The organism is Nonomuraea maheshkhaliensis (assembly GCF_039529435.1).
Lineage (GTDB): Bacteria > Actinomycetota > Actinomycetes > Streptosporangiales > Streptosporangiaceae > Nonomuraea > Nonomuraea maheshkhaliensis.
Genome location: NZ_BAAAMU010000036.1, coordinates 57,531 through 73,656, shown reverse-complemented (window position 1 = coordinate 73,656; position 16,126 = coordinate 57,531). Strand labels below are relative to the sequence as shown.

The 16,126-nt window shown below is 70.7% G+C and carries 14 protein-coding genes, 4 tRNA genes and 1 riboswitch; of the genes, 8 read left to right on the top strand and 10 right to left on the bottom strand.

Features of this window, described 5'->3' with window-relative positions; all coding sequences use genetic code 11:
* Positions 1-5 precede the first annotated feature (5 nt).
* From ABFX54_RS24430 to ABFX54_RS24400, 7 genes are all read right to left on the bottom strand, one after another.
* Positions 6-2,186, bottom strand: coding sequence for a ribonucleoside-diphosphate reductase subunit alpha (locus ABFX54_RS24430; protein ID WP_346108356.1), 2,181 nt, complete (start codon positions 2,184-2,186; stop codon positions 6-8).
* Positions 2,187-2,289: 103 nt separating this feature from the next.
* A riboswitch (cobalamin riboswitch) is annotated at positions 2,290-2,485 on the bottom strand.
* A gap of 4 nt (positions 2,486-2,489) precedes the next feature.
* A complete protein-coding gene (locus ABFX54_RS24425; RefSeq protein WP_346108355.1) occupies positions 2,490-3,473 on the bottom strand; it encodes a Bug family tripartite tricarboxylate transporter substrate binding protein in 984 nt (327 codons plus the stop codon).
* Between the two features lie 97 nt (positions 3,474-3,570).
* A complete protein-coding gene (locus ABFX54_RS24420; protein ID WP_346108353.1) occupies positions 3,571-4,347 on the bottom strand; it encodes an SAM-dependent methyltransferase in 777 nt (258 codons plus the stop codon).
* A 57-nt stretch (positions 4,348-4,404) separates the two neighbouring features.
* Positions 4,405-6,225, bottom strand: a complete 1,821-nt coding sequence (gene glmS, locus ABFX54_RS24415) for a glutamine--fructose-6-phosphate transaminase (isomerizing) (protein WP_346108351.1) — start codon at positions 6,223-6,225, stop codon at positions 4,405-4,407.
* 11 nt (positions 6,226-6,236) lie between these two features.
* Positions 6,237-6,512, bottom strand: a complete 276-nt coding sequence (locus tag ABFX54_RS24410) for a hypothetical protein (RefSeq protein ID WP_346108350.1) — start codon at positions 6,510-6,512, stop codon at positions 6,237-6,239.
* Positions 6,513-6,614: 102 nt separating this feature from the next.
* Positions 6,615-7,400 (bottom strand): ABC transporter permease, encoded by a 786-nt coding sequence (locus tag ABFX54_RS24405; RefSeq protein WP_346108348.1) that lies wholly within the window; start codon positions 7,398-7,400, stop codon positions 6,615-6,617.
* A gap of 37 nt (positions 7,401-7,437) precedes the next feature.
* Positions 7,438-8,244, bottom strand: coding sequence for an ABC transporter ATP-binding protein (locus ABFX54_RS24400; protein ID WP_346108346.1), 807 nt, complete (start codon positions 8,242-8,244; stop codon positions 7,438-7,440).
* Between the two features lie 57 nt (positions 8,245-8,301).
* On the opposite strand from ABFX54_RS24400, the gene ABFX54_RS24395 reads away from it, so the two are divergent.
* From ABFX54_RS24395 to ABFX54_RS24360, 8 genes are all read left to right on the top strand, one after another.
* Positions 8,302-8,910: a TetR/AcrR family transcriptional regulator gene (locus tag ABFX54_RS24395; RefSeq protein WP_346108344.1), complete on the top strand. Its 609-nt coding sequence runs from the start codon at positions 8,302-8,304 to the stop codon at positions 8,908-8,910.
* Between the two features lie 35 nt (positions 8,911-8,945).
* Complete coding sequence (locus ABFX54_RS24390; protein ID WP_346108342.1) at positions 8,946-11,279, top strand: N-acetylmuramoyl-L-alanine amidase; 2,334 nt, start codon at positions 8,946-8,948, stop codon at positions 11,277-11,279.
* Between the two features lie 91 nt (positions 11,280-11,370).
* Positions 11,371-11,442: transfer RNA gene (locus ABFX54_RS24385), tRNA-Gly, on the top strand.
* A gap of 15 nt (positions 11,443-11,457) precedes the next feature.
* Positions 11,458-11,528 (top strand) — tRNA-Cys (locus tag ABFX54_RS24380).
* A 51-nt stretch (positions 11,529-11,579) separates the two neighbouring features.
* Positions 11,580-11,651, top strand: a tRNA-Gly gene (locus tag ABFX54_RS24375).
* A 19-nt stretch (positions 11,652-11,670) separates the two neighbouring features.
* Positions 11,671-11,745 (top strand) — tRNA-Val (locus ABFX54_RS24370).
* Between the two features lie 144 nt (positions 11,746-11,889).
* The gene (locus ABFX54_RS24365) at positions 11,890-12,228 is read left to right on the top strand and encodes a hypothetical protein (RefSeq protein WP_346108340.1); all 339 of its coding nucleotides are present in this window, start codon (positions 11,890-11,892) and stop codon (positions 12,226-12,228) included.
* Positions 12,229-12,287: 59 nt separating this feature from the next.
* On the top strand, positions 12,288-12,689 hold the full coding sequence (locus ABFX54_RS24360) for a hypothetical protein (protein WP_346108338.1): 402 nt from the start codon (positions 12,288-12,290) through the stop codon (positions 12,687-12,689).
* A gap of 198 nt (positions 12,690-12,887) precedes the next feature.
* Here ABFX54_RS24360 and ABFX54_RS24355 read toward each other — a convergent pair whose 3' ends face one another.
* From ABFX54_RS24355 to ABFX54_RS24345, 3 genes are read right to left on the bottom strand one after another with little or no spacing between them, the layout of a single operon-like run.
* Entirely contained in the window at positions 12,888-13,673 is a 786-nt protein-coding gene (locus ABFX54_RS24355) for a DeoR/GlpR family DNA-binding transcription regulator (protein ID WP_346108336.1), read from the bottom strand.
* Between the two features lie 5 nt (positions 13,674-13,678).
* The gene (gene pdxA, locus ABFX54_RS24350) at positions 13,679-14,677 is read right to left on the bottom strand and encodes a 4-hydroxythreonine-4-phosphate dehydrogenase PdxA (RefSeq protein WP_346108334.1); all 999 of its coding nucleotides are present in this window, start codon (positions 14,675-14,677) and stop codon (positions 13,679-13,681) included.
* Complete coding sequence (locus tag ABFX54_RS24345) at positions 14,674-16,005, bottom strand: four-carbon acid sugar kinase family protein (protein WP_346108332.1); 1,332 nt, start codon at positions 16,003-16,005, stop codon at positions 14,674-14,676. Before ABFX54_RS24345 ends, pdxA begins: the two co-directional genes overlap by 4 nt.
* Positions 16,006-16,126: the final 121 nt, after the last annotated feature.

Here is a 16,126-nt window from a genome sequence, read left to right as displayed (position 1 = left end):
GCTCCTTACTGGCAGGCTTCGCAGGTCTCCGGGTTCTCCAGCGAGCACGCGACCGCCTCGGCCGCGAGCGCGGAGGAGGGGGTGGGCGCGGCCGTCACCGTGGTCTGGGCGATGCGGGTGGCGGGGCGGGAGCGCAGGTAGTACGTGGTCTTCAGGCCGCTCTTCCAGGCGTAGGCGTACATCGAGGAGAGCTTGCCGATGGTGGGGCTGGCCATGAACAGGTTGAGCGACTGCGACTGGTCGATGTACGGCTGGCGCGCGGCGGCCAGGTCGATCAGCGCCTTCTGCGGCAGCTCCCAGGCGGTGCGGTAGAGCACCTTGAGGTCGTCGGGGATGCCGGGCACGGTCTGCACCGAGCCGTCGGCCCGCTTGAGGTCGTCGCGGAGCTGCTGCGTCCACAGCCCGCGCGCCTGGAGGTCGGCCACCAGATACCGGTTGACCTGGAGGAACTCGCCCGACAGGGTCTCGCGCTTGAACACGTTGGAGACCTGGGGCTCGATGCACTCGTAGCAGCCGGCGATGGAGGCGATCGTGGCGGTGGGGGCGATGGCGATCATGAGCGAGTTCCGCAGGCCGGTACGCGCGATCTTCTCGCGCAGCACCTCCCAGCGCGCCGAGCCGGCCGCCGTGTAGTGGTCGGGGTGCAGCACTCCGGCGGCGGCGCGCGTGTCGGCGTACGACGGGTGCCGGCCGCGCTCCACGGCCAGGTCGGCCGAGGTGTCGTACGCGGCCAGCGCGATCTCCTCGGCGATCCTGGTGGACAGCTCCAGCGCCCGCGGCGAGTCGAACGGCAGCCGCAACGTGAAGAACACGTCGGCCAGCCCCATCACGCCGAGCCCGATCGGCCGCCAGCGCCGGTTGGCCGCCCCGGCCTCGGGGGTCGGGTAGAAGCCGAGGTCGATGGTGCGGTCGAGGAAGCGTACGGCGGTGCGTACGGTGCGGCGCAGCCGCTCCCAATCAAGATCGCCATCGCTCAGGTGGGCCGCCAGGTTGACCGAGCCGAGGTTGCAGACCGCCGTCTCGGCGTCGCTGGTGACCTCCAGGATCTCGGTGCACAGGTTCGACAGGTGGATGACGTTCTCGGGGCGGGCGGTCTGGTTGGAGGTGCGGTTGGCGGCGTCCTTGAAGGTCATCCAGCCGTTGCCGGTCTGGGCGAGGGTCCGCATCATGCGGCCGTAGAGGGTACGCGCCGAAATTTGCCTGACATATCGCCCGGCGGCCTCATAGGCGCGATATTTCGCCTCGAACTCCGCCCCGTACAGGTCGGTGAGCTCGGGCACTTCCTTCGGATCGAACAGCGACCACATCTCGTCGGCCTCGACCCGCCGCATGAACTCGTCGGGCACCCAGTTGGCCAGGTTGAGGTTGTGGGTGCGGCGGGCGTCCTCGCCGGTGTTGTCGCGCAGTTCGAGGAACTCCTCGATGTCGGCGTGCCAGGTCTCCAGGTAGACGCAGGCCGCGCCCTTGCGCCGCCCGCCCTGGTTGACCGCCGCCACGGACGAGTCGAGCGTACGCAGCCAGGGGACGATGCCGTTGGAGTGGCCGTTCGTGCCCCTGATGAGGGAGCCGCGCGAGCGCACCCGGGTCCACGCGATGCCGATGCCGCCCGCGTACTTGGACAGCCTGGCCACCTGCCCGTACCTGTCGTAGATGGCTTCGAGCTCGTCGCGCGGCGAGTCGAGCAGGAAGCAGGACGAAAGCTGCGGGCGGCGCGCGCCGGAATTGAACAGGGTGGGCGAGCTGGGCAGGTACGCCAGCGTGGACATCAGCCCGTACAGCTCGGCTGCCTCGGCGACGCTCTCCGACAACCCGCAGGCCACGCGGAGCAGGAAGTGCTGCGGCCGCTCCAGCACCGCCCGGCTCTCGGGATGGCGCAGCAGGTAGCGGTCGTAGACCGTGCGCAGCCCGAAGTACTCGAAGCGGTCGTCCGCGTCGTCCGGCACCAGCGCGTCGAGCTCGGCGGCGTGCGCGGCGACGAACTCGGCCAGCCCGTCCTGGACGAGCCCGGCCGCGTGGGTGGCGGCGACGGACTCGGAGAACGTGCGCACCCCCTGCCCGGCGGCCTCGTCGGCGATCTCCTCGGCCAGCAGCCGGGCGGCGACCCGGGAGTTGGCCGGGTCGGCGATCACCCTGGCGGCGGCCTCCTCGATGGCCAGGCGGCGGTCAACCTCAACGATCTGAGTCACGTGCTCTCTCTCCTCGCGAGCTCATCCCCGTGAGGGCACGCGAGAGCACGACGGCCAGGGATCTCCCCCGCCGCGGCGCGCTCCGGCCCGCCCTCGAGGCCCTGAACACTTCACACCGCTGGCAGGTCTTCGGGCTCGCGGGCGTGCTCGATGGCTCCTACTGGCCGTCGCTTCCCGGATCTCTCCAGTGCGTATGACGGCGGTCGTTCCCGCTCACCGCTGCGGGGCAGCCCCGGAATCGCACCGGGTTCCCTTTTGCTCCGCCTCGGGTGAGGCGAACCAGCGACGACCAGGATCCTACATCTAGTGGCCGTTCCCGCAACTACCCCAGCATGTTGTGGCTTTGGTGGCGTCGATCAGGCCGAGGTCGCGCAGCGTCGCGCGGGTGCGGGCGATCTCCGTGCCGAGCCAGAGCGCGAAGTCGTCGCCTGCCAGCGGGATCGTCAGCCAGCCCGCCGTCCGGCAGGCGGCCTCCCACGCCCTCGACCTGAGCACCTCGTCACACATGCGCACGGCCGCCTCACGCCGCTCCGCGGGCATGTCCTCGGGCCCGAACGCGGCCACCCAGTCGGCGAAGTCCACCCGTACACCGCATTCGAGCAGTGTCGGCGCGTCGAGGTCGGGCACGCGCCGGGCCGAGGACACCGCGAGCGCCCTGACCCGGCCGCGGCCGATGCCGGTGCGCCAGTTGGACAGGGGGCCGGCGGCGGCGGTGGCCCGGCCCGCCATCAGCGCGGCGACGGCCTCGCCGCTGCTGGGATAGCCGGTGTAGTCGACCTGCCTGGTGTCGGCGCCGAGTGCCTTGGCGATCAGGCCGAAGAGCAGGTGGTCGGGCTCGCCCTGCGGCCCGCCGGTCAGCAGGGTCCGGCCGGGGCCGGCGAGCAGCCGGGCGCAGAAGTCGTCGAAGTCGCGCAGCGGCGAGCCGTCGGGCACGACCACCACCTCGGCCTCGCCGCTGAGCCTGGCCAGCGGGGTGCCGGTGTCGAGCAGGCTCTGGCCGTTGTTGAGCTCGGCCGCGGTGAGCGCGGGCAGGCCGGTCACGGTGATCATCGAGCCGGCGCCCAGGCCGGTGCCGGCCTCGAACCCGGCCGCTCGGGCGGCGCCGGCGAACGCCTGACCGACGCGGGCCCAGCGCCGCCGGTCGGAGTTGATCGAGAATCCGGTACGCGGTGCGGCCAGCCGCTCACCTGCGCGCTCGACTCCGCACCCGGCGGCGCAGGCCGCCAGGCCGAGGCCCCAGGCGATGAATCCCCGGCGGCGCATGATCGTGCTGCCCGAATCCCCCATTACTCTAGGTTATTAACCCATTACGAGCGGCTATACACCGGGGTCACAGTCAACACGCAAAATCACTATTTTTGCCGCTTTTTCATGATTTTTGGGCTTATCTGACTTTCTTTCCGACTCCCGCCATGAGGGACGACGGCAGTGACCAGTCACCCACCAGCTTGGGCCGATCGGGACGCCAGTCGGTGGCCTGCACGAGCCCCGGCGGCTCCAGCGGGAAATCGCCGAAGAACGCCCGGATCTGCGCCGGCGTGCGGTCGGCCCCGTTGCGGGAGGACGATCCCCGCTGGACGCTCCTGGCCCGCTCCTCGTCCTCGATGCGCCCGAGCGTCGTCGCGTGCGAGATCACCAGCTGGCTGCCCGGCGCCATCCGTTCGCGCAGGACGGCCACCGCCCGCTGCGGGTCGCGTTCGTCCGGCAGGAAGTGCAGGATCGACACCATCAGCACGGCCACCGGCCGGTCGAGGTCGACGAACTCACCCGCCTTCGCCAGCACCTCCTCGGGATCGAGCAGGTCGGCCTGGACGAAACAGGCCCTGCCCGGCGAGCGCCGGAGCAGGACCGTGGCGTGGGCGGCGACGACGGGATCGCGGTCGACGTAGACGACCCTGGCCTCGGGGGCCACCTCGTGCGCGCTGCCCTGGGTCGGCAGCCCGCTGCCGAGGTCGATGAACTGCGTGACCCCGGCGCGGGCCACATAACGTACGGCACGCTGGAGGAAGGCCCGGTTCGCCCGGGCCAGCGGGACCGCCTCCGGGATCAGCTCCGCCAGGTGGTCGATGGCCTGGCGGTCGACCGCGTAGTTGTCCTTCCCGCCGAGCATGTAGTCGTACATGCGTGCGGGATGGGGCCGGTGTTGGTCGAACTGCCGCACAGTTTGAATTTATGCCGTCCGCAGCGAGATAACGATAGTTTGGCCCGAATTAGCCTCTTACTCGACCGTAACGCTCTTGGCGAGATTGCGAGGCTTGTCCACATCGCGGCCGAGCGCCACGGCGGCGTAATAGGCGAGGAGCTGCAGCGGGATCGTCAGCAGGATGGGATCGAGCTCGATCTCGTTCTTCGGGATGACGATGACGTCGTCGGCCAGCTTGGCGTCGGGCGCGCGGTGGCCGACCATGAGCACCTGGCCGCCGCGGGCGCGGATCTCGCCGAGCGTGGTGAGGTTCTTGTCGAGCAGCTCGTCGTCGGGCACGATCGCGACCGTCGGCATGTCGGGGCCGATCAGGGCGAGCGGGCCGTGCTTCAGCTCGCTGGCCGGATAGGCCTCGGCGTGCACGTACGAGATCTCCTTGAGCTTCTGCGCACCCTCGCGGGCCACCGGGTAGCCGCGCACGCGGCCGACGAACATCATGCTCGGGTGCTGGGCGTACTTCTTGGCCAGCTCGGCGATCTCCTCGCTCTGGGCGAGGATCTGCTCGATCTGGCCGGGCAGCCGGCGCAGCCCGTCCACGATGCGCCGCCCGTCGGCGGGCGACAGGTCGCGCACCCGGCCGAGGTGCAGCGCGAGCAGCGCGAACGCCACCGAGGTCGAGGTGAACGCCTTGGTCGAGGCGACCGACACCTCGGGGCCCGCGTGCAGGTAGATGCCGCCGTCGACCTCGCGGGCGATGGCGCTGCCCACGGCGTTGACGATGCCGATCACCCGGCCGCCCTTGCGCTTGAGCTCCTGGACGGCGGCGAGCGTGTCGTACGTCTCCCCCGACTGGCTGATCGCGACGTAGAGCGTGTCGGGGTCGACGACCGGGTTGCGGTAGCGGAACTCGCTGGCCGGCTCGGCGTCGGCCGGGATGCGGGCCAGCTCCTCGATGAGCTGCGCCCCGATCTGCCCCGAGTAGTACGCCGAACCGCAGCCGATGATCTTCACCTGGCGGAAGCCCCGCGTCTCGCGGGCGTCCATGTTGAGGCCGCCGAGGTGAGCCACGTGGAAGCGCTCGTCGAGGCGCCCGCTCATGGTGCGGGTGATCGTCTCGGGCTGCTCGGAGATCTCCTTGAGCAGGTAGTGCTCGTAGCCGCCGGTGTCGTAGTGGCCGGCGTCCCAGTCGACGGTCAGCGGCTCCTTGGCCGTCTCGCGGGCGTCGCTGGCGAAGGTGTGGAAGCCGTCGGCCTTGAGCACGGCCAGCTCGCCGTCCTCCAGGTGGACGACCTGACGGGTGTAGCGGACCAGCGCGGCCACGTCGGAGGCGGCGAACATCTCCTTCTCGCCGATGCCGAGCACGATCGGGCTGCCGTTGCGGGCCACGACCACCTCGCCGGGCCGCTCGGAGTCGATCACGGCGATGCCGTAGGTGCCGACGACGCTCTTGAGCGTCTTCCGTACGGCCTCCTCCAGCGACTCGTTCTCGTCGGCGGCGTGCGCGATCAGGTGCGCGAGCACCTCGGTGTCGGTCTCGGAGGCGAACACCACGCCGTCGGCCTCCAGCTTGGCGCGCAGCTCGCCGGCGTTCTCGATGATGCCGTTGTGCACGACCGCGATGCGCTCGTCGGCGGACAGGTGCGGGTGGGCGTTGACGTCACTCGGCACGCCGTGCGTGGCCCAGCGGGTGTGCCCGATGCCGAGGCCGCCCTTGAACCTGGCCGGCACGACCTTGGCCAGGTCGGCCACCCGGCCCTTGACCTTGCGGACCTTGAGGCCCTTGTTGGACACGACGACCCCCGCCGAGTCGTAGCCCCGGTATTCGAGCCGCTGCAGCCCCTCCAGCAGGATGGGCGCGGCGTCCTTGGGGCCGACGTAGGCCACGATTCCGCACATCGAGGTCTCCTCTATCCGTAAACGATCCTGCGAAGCTGCCGTAGCGACAGCTCCGGCGCCGCGACCCGGCGGCCGTCTAATTCGCCGGCGATCCTGGGGAAGATCTCGTCGTTGGTGAATCCCCTGGCCTTCAGCTCCCCGTGCCGGCGGCGGACGAACTCCTCGGCCGGCTCGGAGAAGTACGACAGCACGTCGGCGACCACGCGGGCCGCCTCGCCAGGACCGAGCGGGCTCGTCCTCGTGAGGTGGGTGATGAGATCTTCGTACGGATGCCGTGTCGTGGACACAGACGAGGACACTACGGCTCTGGAGTGAGACACGCCAACATCCTGCCCGAAATCGGGCAGGATTTAACGTCAGAGCATTCCGGAACGGCCCCCAGTCTCATGTCAGAGGGTCGCGGAACGCCCCCAGCCCCGGCCGAAGCGCCGGCAGGCGAAGGCGCCGGCGGCCACGCCGAGCCCGGCGAGCACCGCCGCGGGACCGGCCGTGCCGGCCACGTCACCCCTGACGGCGGCCTGCAGCATGGTCGTGGCCCAGTAGCCGGGCGAGAGCGGCGCGACGGCCTGCGCCCAGGCGGGCATCATCGCGTACGGGACCAGCGCTCCGCCCAGCGCGCTGACCGACAGGGCGGCGATGTTGCACAGGGTGCTGAGCTCGCCCTGGCTGCGGACGACGCCGGCGACGGCCGTGCCGACACACAGCAGCGCAAAACACCACGTGGCCACGGCCAGCACCAGCGGCCAGAGGGGCCCCGCCGGGCGCAGGCCGACCACGAGCACCCCGTACGCCAGCAGCACGACCTGCTGGACGACCAGCACGCCGAAGACCGGCAGCGCCTTGCCGATCATGATCTCGGGGACGTTGGCGCGGGTGGCGCGCAGGCGGTCCCAGGTGCGCCAGGTGCGTTCGGCGAGGGTGGCGGTGGCGACGTCGGCCATCGACAGCACCGAGAACATCACCAGCAGGCCGGTCACGGCCTGGGTGGCCTCGCCGAGCATGCCCTTGAAGATGAGCATGAGCACCATCGGCATGACGAGGTAGCTGACGAAGTGGGCGGGGTCGCGGCGGCGGAGCAGCACGTTGTGCCCGGCCAGCACGGCGACGCGCCGCGACGAGGCGCGGAGCCGGCTCTTCACGGCGGCACGGCGGGACGAGGCGTGGACTCCGGACACGGGGCGGGCTCCCGACGCGGGGCGGTTCGGCGGGGCTTCATCGGGCATGGGACAGCTCCCGGTAGAGGTCGTCGAGGGACGGCCGGCGGATGTCGATGCCGCGCACCGGCCGGTCGAGGTCGCGCAGCAGCTCGACGAGGGTGGCGGTCGGATCGGTGGTCGCCACGGCGATCTCCGCCGCGCCCTCCACCGTCACCCTGACCTCACCCGGCAGGTCCCGCAGCAGGTCGGCGGCGGCACCCCTGGCGATCACCCGCCCGTTCCCGGCCACCGCGACCGTGGCCGCCAGCTCGGTCAGCTCCGGCAGGTAGTGGGTGCAGTAGACGACGGCGGCCCCGCGCTCGGCCCGGCGGCGTACGGCGGCGAGCAGCGCGGCGCGTGTCTCGGGGTCGGCACCGGCGGTGGGCTCGTCGAGGAGCAGCACCTCCGGCTCCGGCAGGAGGGCGGTGGCGGCCTGGGTGCGGCGCTGCTGACCGCCGGAGAGCAGGCCGGCCCGCCGATCGAGCACCTCGGTGAGGGCCAGCTCCTCCGCCGTGCTCTCGACGGCCGCGGCCAGCGCCCGGCCGCGCAGCCCGGCCAGGCCGCCGAAGAGCCGCAGCGTCTCGCGTACGGTGATGCTCGGGTAGAGCGCGAGGTGCTGCGGGGCCATCCCCACGTCGCCCTCGACCCGCACCCGCCCCGCGTCCGGAGCGGTGAGACCGGCGGCGATCTCGAAGAACGTCGTCTTGCCCGCCCCGTTGTGCCCGACCAGGCCCGCGATCTCCCCCGGCTCGACCCGCAGGTCGAAGCCGTCGAGTGCGACGACCCCGCCGTAACGCTTGACCAGTCCTTCGGCTGTCAGCATGACGACCCGCCCCTCTCAGTCTACTGTGTAGACTGCTCTACACTGTAGACTGATCCCGTGCGGAAGCTCAAGACCTCGCGGCAGCCGGAGATCCTCGACGCGGCGCTCGCCATCGCCGACGAACGCGGGCTCGACGCCCTGTCCATGCGGGCCGTGGCGGAGCGGGTGGGGGTGACGCCCATGGCCCTCTACGGCTATTTCCGCAACAAGGGCGAGCTGCTCGACGCCCTCGTGGGGCGGCTGCTCGCCGGGCTGACCCCGTCCGAGGCGGCGGGCACGTGGCAGGAGCGGCTGTCGGAGATCGCGCAGGCGACCCGGCGGCTGGCCCGAGAGCATCGCGCGGTCTTCCCGCTGCTGCTCTTCCGGGCCTCGGTGACGCCCGACGGGGTGCGCGTGGTGGATCTGATCTATCAGGCGCTGCTCGACGCGGGGGTGCCGGAGGCGGATGTGCCCAGGATCGAGCGGCTGGTGAGCACGTTCGTGCTGGGGTTCGCGATCTCCGAGGTGAACGGGCGCTTCTCCAGCGCCTCGGACGAGACTCGGACGCGGCGGGGGGCCGAGCTGCCCGCGCACCGGCGGCTGGCGGGGCAGCTGGCGGTCGATGACTGGGATGCCGAGTTCGCAGCGGATCTGGCAGATCTCATGCGTATCATCCGACCCGTCTGACACATCCCTTTCCGGGGCATGGTTACGGTGAGTAGTTGTTCCGTGACATTCCTGGGGAGATGTTCATGCACCTCTGGCTGGCCGCCGCCCTGGCCGCAGGCACCCTCACCACACCCGCCGCCCTCCCGCCCGCCGTACCTGGACGGCATCCGCTCACCGAAACGGCAACGTCCGGAACAGCGGCCTCGGGGACGGCGGCGTTCGGGACGGCCTGGGGGACGACGGCCTCAGGGACGACGGCCTCAGGGACGACGGCCTCAGGGACGACGGCCTCAGGACGGCAGGCCGATTTCGCCGCCGCCGCGCGAGAGTTCGGGGTGCCGGAGAGCGTGCTGCTCGGGGTGGCCTACCTGGAGTCGCGGTGGGACGCGAACGGCGGGCGGCCCAGCACGGCGGGCGGCTACGGGCCGATGCACCTGATCGACGCCTTCCCCGCCGACGCGCTCGGGCACGGCCACGTGATCGGGGACGCCCTCGGGGACCCCCGGGGAGACGACGCCAGGCCGATGTCCCGTACGCACGCCGAGCTTGGCGCGCCCCCACCCCACGCCGCACTACGCACGACCCAGGACTCCACCGCCGCACCTGTCACCACTCTTCCCGAGGCCGGCCGCCTCGCCGGCGTGGAGCCCGCCCGGCTGCGGACCGACCCGGCGGCCAACATCCGCGCCGGGGCGGCACTCCTCGCCTCCTACCAGGACCAGCCCAGCTCCGACCCGGCCGACTGGTACGGAGCCGTGGCCAGGTACGCGGGCGCGGACGATCCGGTGGCGGCGGAGGCGTTCGCGGACGAGGTGTTCGCGGTGATGCGGGAAGGGGTGCGGCGGCGTACCGATGACGGGCATCTGGTGCGACTCGACCCCGTGAACCTGCCACCGGGCGGGAAGTCGGCGGCGGGCGAACGAGCCGGAACCGCCGCCGCACCGGCCGTACCCGGCACTCTGAACGCCCCACCCGACACCGCCGAGCAGCACGCCACCGACACGTCGGACGCCGCCACCGGCACTTCGCGCGCTTCAAAGGACGAAGACTTCGCCGACGACGAACCATCGGGCAACGAGCCGCTGGACGATGAGCCGCTGGACGATGAGCCGTTGAACTTCGACCTGGATCCGCGACTGGGCTGGGACGGCGAGGCGGAACCCGAGCTGTCCGGCCTGCCGAAGCAGCAAAAGCCAGGCCAGGCCGAGTGCCCGTCCACGCTCACCTGCGAATGGATGCCCGCCGCGTACAAACGCTTCGGCAAGAAGAAGGACCGCGACTACGGCAACCACGACCGCCTGGCCCGCACCCGCTCGGTCGACTACATCATCATCCACGACACCGAGGGCTCCTACGGGGGCATCCCCTCCATGATCCGCAACCCCAAGTACGTGAGCTGGCACTACACGATCCGCTCCCGTGACGGACATGTCGCCCAGCACGTGAAGACCAACGACATCGCCTGGCACGCGGGCAACTGGGACGTCAACACCCGCTCGATCGGCATCGAGCACGAGGGTTACCTGGCCAAGGGCGGCGCCTGGTACACCGAGGCGATGTACCGCTCGTCGGCCAGGCTGGTCAAACACCTGGCCGCCAAGTACCACATCCCGCTCAACCGGGCTCATATCCTCGGCCACGACAACGTACCGGGCACGACCCCGCAGACGGTGGCCGGCATGCACGAGGACCCCGGCCCCTACTGGGACTGGGCCCACTACTTCGCCCTCATGGGCAAGCCCTTCAAGGCGGCGAAGGACGGCGACTCGGTCATCATCCGGCCGTCGTACACCACCAACCGCCCCCGCTTCACCGGCTGCGTCACCACGAAGCCCGAGCAGGCCTGCCCCGCTCACGGCGCCGCCACCGTCTGGCTGCACAAGTCGCCCAGCCACACCGCTCCCCTCGTCACCGACCTGGGCAAGCACCCGGGCAAGCCGAGCACGTACAGCGTGTACGACCACAGCGCCCGCGCCTCCACCGGCCAGCGCTTCGCCGTCGCGGCCAGGCAGGGCGACTGGACGGCCATCTGGTACCTGGGCCAGAAGGCGTGGTTCCACAACCCGGCCTCCGCCCCGACCGCCATTCCCGCCAAGGGACCGATGGTGACGCCGGTGTCGGGACGGGTGAAGGTGTACGGGCGGGCGTACCCGGAGAAGTCGGCCTACAAGAGCGCGGCCTACCAGGCCCTGACGCCGCTCAAGTACACGATCGAGCCGGGCCAGACGTACACGGTGGGCGACACGATCACCGGCTCGTACTACGCCGCGAACGCCTTCCGCGCCTCCAGACACGTCACCACCACCGGCAAGACGCGGTATTACCAGATCCAGCTCGGCCATCGGGTGATGTTCGTCATGACCGGCGACGTCCGCCTGATCAGCTGAATTCCCGGCCACGGCCCTGACGGTGCGCACGGGCACTCCACGGAGACGATATGGTTTTCCCGTGGACCGGCGCACATCGCCGGAGATTCACGCGGAAGTGGCTCAGTGGTAGAGCATCACCTTGCCAAGGTGAGGGTCGCGGGTTCGAATCCCGTCTTCCGCTCGGAGCAAGACTCCTGGTGGAGTGGCCGAGAGGCGAGGCAGCGGCCTGCAAAGCCGTCTACACGGGTTCAAATCCCGTCTCCACCTCGATGACCGGCGGACCCCCCGGGATCCGGTAAAGTAAAGAAGCGTCATCACGCGGAAGTGGCTCAGTGGTAGAGCATCACCTTGCCAAGGTGAGGGTCGCGGGTTCGAATCCCGTCTTCCGCTCTGAGTTCCAACTCAATAAGGACGATTAGCTCAGCGGGAGAGCGCTTCCCTGACACGGAAGAGGTCACTGGTTCAATCCCAGTATCGTCCACCACAAGCCAGATCCGGCCTGGCCGACAACAGCCCCAGCTCACCAAGAGCCTGGGGCTTCTTGTTGCCCCCGATTGATCACGGACGGCGGCACTCACTTTGTGCCAACCGCGCAAGTCCATGCAAACTCGCATCATCGGAGGCGGTCATGGCTCTACGGTTCATCGGTATCGACGACACCAGCGGTGGCGACAACCGCCCGATGGTCTGGAGGGACGACACCGACGGCTCCCACCGTCCTGCAGGGCTGGGAAGTCACCGATCAATCACCCCCGTGGCCGCTCCGCGCCGGCTCTGGGCGCTGGAGGCGTTCAACGTCTTCGACGACAACCTCGTTCAGGTCGAGTTGCTGACCGCCACGGTGAACGTGACTCGGCCGGGTGAGGTCGGCTTGTACATCAATGGCTTCACCGACCTGGCCGCCATGTCCGTTGTGGGTGCGCCGGCGAAGCGTCTTGTCCAAGCCGCCCGACAGGACTTCTTGTAGAGCGGCAAGCTCGTGCAAGGTTGTTGAGACCCCTGGCTCTGCGCTCCTACCGTCGAGGCATGGCGGGACACACATCGCACGAACTCCTCTGCACGCCGATTTCGGAGGAAGAGGCGGCGGCGGCCCAGAACACCGCCCTCGACCATGTGCTTGAGCATCTGACGCGGGCAGGCATCAACGCCCAACTGGTCAAGCGGCATGCCGGCACCTGCAAGATCGCCCTTTGCGAGAGCGACGAGACGCTTCAGCATCCGCTGAAACTGATCATCCACGCGAACGCCGCATGGGAGATCGCCACCGTGAGCATCGGCCGTCTCTCCGGCAGCTACGTCGTTGTTCTGGCGAACGTCGGCGGCGAGAACGAGCCGTTGACCGACAGGATGGAAATTGTTCCGGAGAGCGACCCCTACCGGGTCGCCGAGCTCGTCAGTCGGCGTGCCAACGCCGGAGCGTCCGCGTGAGCGCCGCCTTCAAGCCGACCGAGGCGCTCCGCTATCCGTACGTGATCGGATGGACAGGAGAGGCGCGGCACTTGCCGCTGACGTGGGCACCATGCCCTGGCGGGACGCGACTGAGCTACGCCGAGCCCCAACGAGACGACACCCGCAACGGCGTCCTCCTTCTACGCCAGAGCCAGAACCGCACCGGCCGGCCCGACTTCAGCTCGGGATGGCGACGACGACCGTTCTGACGCCTCTCGCGGTGAACGGTTTGAGTGACTCCTCTGTGGCCGACGCGTCCGTGACCAGGGTCCAGGCGCCGGGGGCGTCCGGCATGCGGGCCCATGCGTGGAACGGGCGGCGGCCCAGTTTGGCGGCGTGGACGAGCAGGTAGACGTGGCGTGAGCGCTCCATCATCAGCTCCTTGAAGCGGGTCTGCTGGAGGCTCGCCTCGCAGATCCCCTCCTCCGCCGTGACCCCGTCGGCGCCCAGGAACGCGCGGTCGAACGTCATCCGGCTCAGCGCCGCCTCCGCCAGCGGGCCGACGAAGCCCTGGCTCACCTGGCGGAGCGTGCCGCCGAGGCATTCGACGTGCACGCCCGTCGCCCCGGCCAGCTCTTGGAGGGCGTTCAGGCCGGTGGTGGCCACGGTCAGGTCCACCGCGTGGCGCAGCTCGTGCGCCAGGGCGCCCGTGGTCGAGCCGGAGTCGAGCAGGACGGTCTCGCCGGGACGGATCTGCGCGGCGGCCCAGGCGGCGATGGCGCGCTTGGCCTCGAACGCCTCCCCGATGCGCTGCCGCAGCGTCGCCTCGGGATGGGTGACCACCGCCATCGCCCCGCCGTACGTGCGGGCCAGCAGGCCCGCCGCCTTCAGGTGGGCCAGGTCACGGCGGATGGTCGAGGCCGTCACGCCCAGCTGGGCCGACAGCTCCTCGACGCTGGCCAGCCCGGTGGTGGTGGCCAGGCGGACGATCTCGTCGCGTCTGGCCTGTGCCGCACGGCCCATCGGCCTCACCACCCTTGCGCGGACGACAGCTCGGCGGCCTGCCGGAGGGCCTCGATCATGCTACCGGCGTCCGCGACGCCCTTCCCGGCGATGTCGAACGCGGTCCCGTGGTCGACCGAGGTCCTGATCACGGGCAGGCCGACGGTGATGTTGACGCCCGCCTCCAGGCCGAGGATCTTGACGGGGCCGTGGCCCTGGTCGTGGTACATGGCCACGATGAGGTCGTAGTCGCCCCGGCCGGCCAGGAAGAACGCGGTGTCGGCGGGCAGCGGGCCGTGCACGTCCATGCCCTCGGCGCGCAGGCGTTCGACGGCGGGGACGATCTTCTCCTCCTCCTCGCCGTACCCGAACAGGCCGTTCTCCCCCGCATGGGGATTGATGCCGCAGACGCCGATCTTGGGACGTACGAGGCCGGAACCGCGCATCGCGGCCTCGCCGCGCCGGATCGTCCGCTCGACCAGGCCAGGCTCGATGCGGGCGACGGCGTCGATCAGGCCGATGTGGGTGGTGACGTGGATGACCTTGACCTTGGCGGTCGAGAGCATCATCGACACCTCCTCGGTGCCCGTGAGGTGGGCGAGCAGCTCGGTGTGGCCCGGGTAGAGGTGGCCGGCGGCGTGCAGGGCCTCCTTGTTGAGCGGGGCCGTGCAGATCGCCTGTACCTGGCCGGACATCGCCAGCTCGCTGGCCAGCCGTACGTACTCGTACGCCGCGCCGCCCGCGACCGGCGACACCTGCCCCCACGGCAGGTCGTCGGGCAGCAGGCCCGGGTCGATGACGTTGACGCGGCCCGGCTCGAACACCGCGTCGGCGACGCCGTCCACGGCGACCACCTCGGGGCTCGCGCCGAGGAACCCGGCTGCCTTGCGCAGGCGCCGGGCGTCGCCGATGACGACCGGACGGCAGAACGCGGACGTCTCGGGGGCGAGCAGCGCGCCGATGACGACCTCGGGGCCGACGCCGGCGCCGTCCCCCATGGTGAGGGCGATCAGAGGTGTGCTCATGTCAGCCTTTCTACGGAGGTGAAGTGGTGGGGGGCGAGATGAGCGGCTATGCGGAGGAGGCTGTCATGCTCGCCGAAGCTGCCCGGTCTGGTGACCACGTGATGGCCTTGGGGGGTGTGGCTGAGCACCGCGCCGTGGTGGATCTGGCTCAGCGGGGTCAGCTCGGTGACGCCGAGCGCGTCGAGGACGCGTCTCGCGGTCTCGCCGCCGGTGAGGACGAGGCCGGCGGGCCGGTCGCCGAGTGCTCGGGCGACGATCCCGCCCAGGATGGCGGTCAGAGCCGGCGGGGCGGGGCCCACCACGGTCAGCACGGCCGGGACGTGCCGCGCCAGCACGTCCCGCACCCGGCGGGCAGCGGCTTCGGGCTCGTTCAGGTCGGCGGCGGTGAGGGGAATGGGGATTCCGCCGTGCCTGACGAGCAACGCGGCCTGCTCGGCCGCCCCGGGCTCCGCGGTGCCGACGACCACCAGCAGGGGTGAAGGGCTGGGACGCGAAGGGGGCGGGTCGGGTGGCAGGTCGGGTGGGTTCGGGGGCGGGCCAGGGAACGGGTCAGGCGGCGGGTCGAGGGAGAGGGTGCGGCCGAGGGCTGCGGCCAGGCCGCCGGCGCCGATCAGGTGGGTGGACGGGTCGGTGTCGAGTGCGGCGGCCACGATCGCGTCGAGGTCGCCGTCCGTCTCCGCGTCACACACCAGCACCCGGCCGCGTGCCTCCCTGATGGCGGTCGTCAGAATCCGGTGCCCGGCCCGGACGGTGCCCAACGGCACGAGAACGGACGGCACCGCGCCGAGCGCGTCCGCCACGGTGGCAGGTCCGGTGAGGCTGGTCGCAGGGGTGTGCGCAGCCGTTTCAGGGGGCGGCTCCGTGACCGGGCTGCCGGCCGTGCTGGGGGCGGGTTCCGCGCATGCGCCCGTGGCGAGCGTAGGAGCCGTGCGCCAGGTGCGTGTTTCGCGCAGCGGGACTCCCCGTACGTACGGGACCCCGCCTGTCACCGTGCGCCCGGCGGACGGGAGGGAGGGGGCGAGCACCACGGGGGCGGTGTCGAGGCAGGCCGCGACCGTGGCGGCGACGTTCCCGCGTAGCAGGGAGTCGATCTTGACGAAGACGGGGCGGCGCCCGGCGTGCCTGAGCGCCTTCCGTACCAGGTCGAACGTCTGGGGATGGTGCCGGCTGTCGAGGTCGGCCACCAGCACGGGTGCCTGTGCCGGATAGGGCGGGCCGGACAGGGCGATGAGCGCGGAGCCGGCGTGGGACATGAGCACGGCCGCCGTCTCGGCCGCCCCCGACAGGTCGTCGGCCAGGGCGAGCACGGACGTCGGGCCTGCGCTCATGTCTCCCCCGGCCACCGAATTGCGCGAATCACGCGTTGAGCATTGCACAGAGTACGCAGGTATGCCACAGTTGCCGGCAAGTGACGCGGACGTCCCCCACCTCGCCGCGTCGTCCCCACCT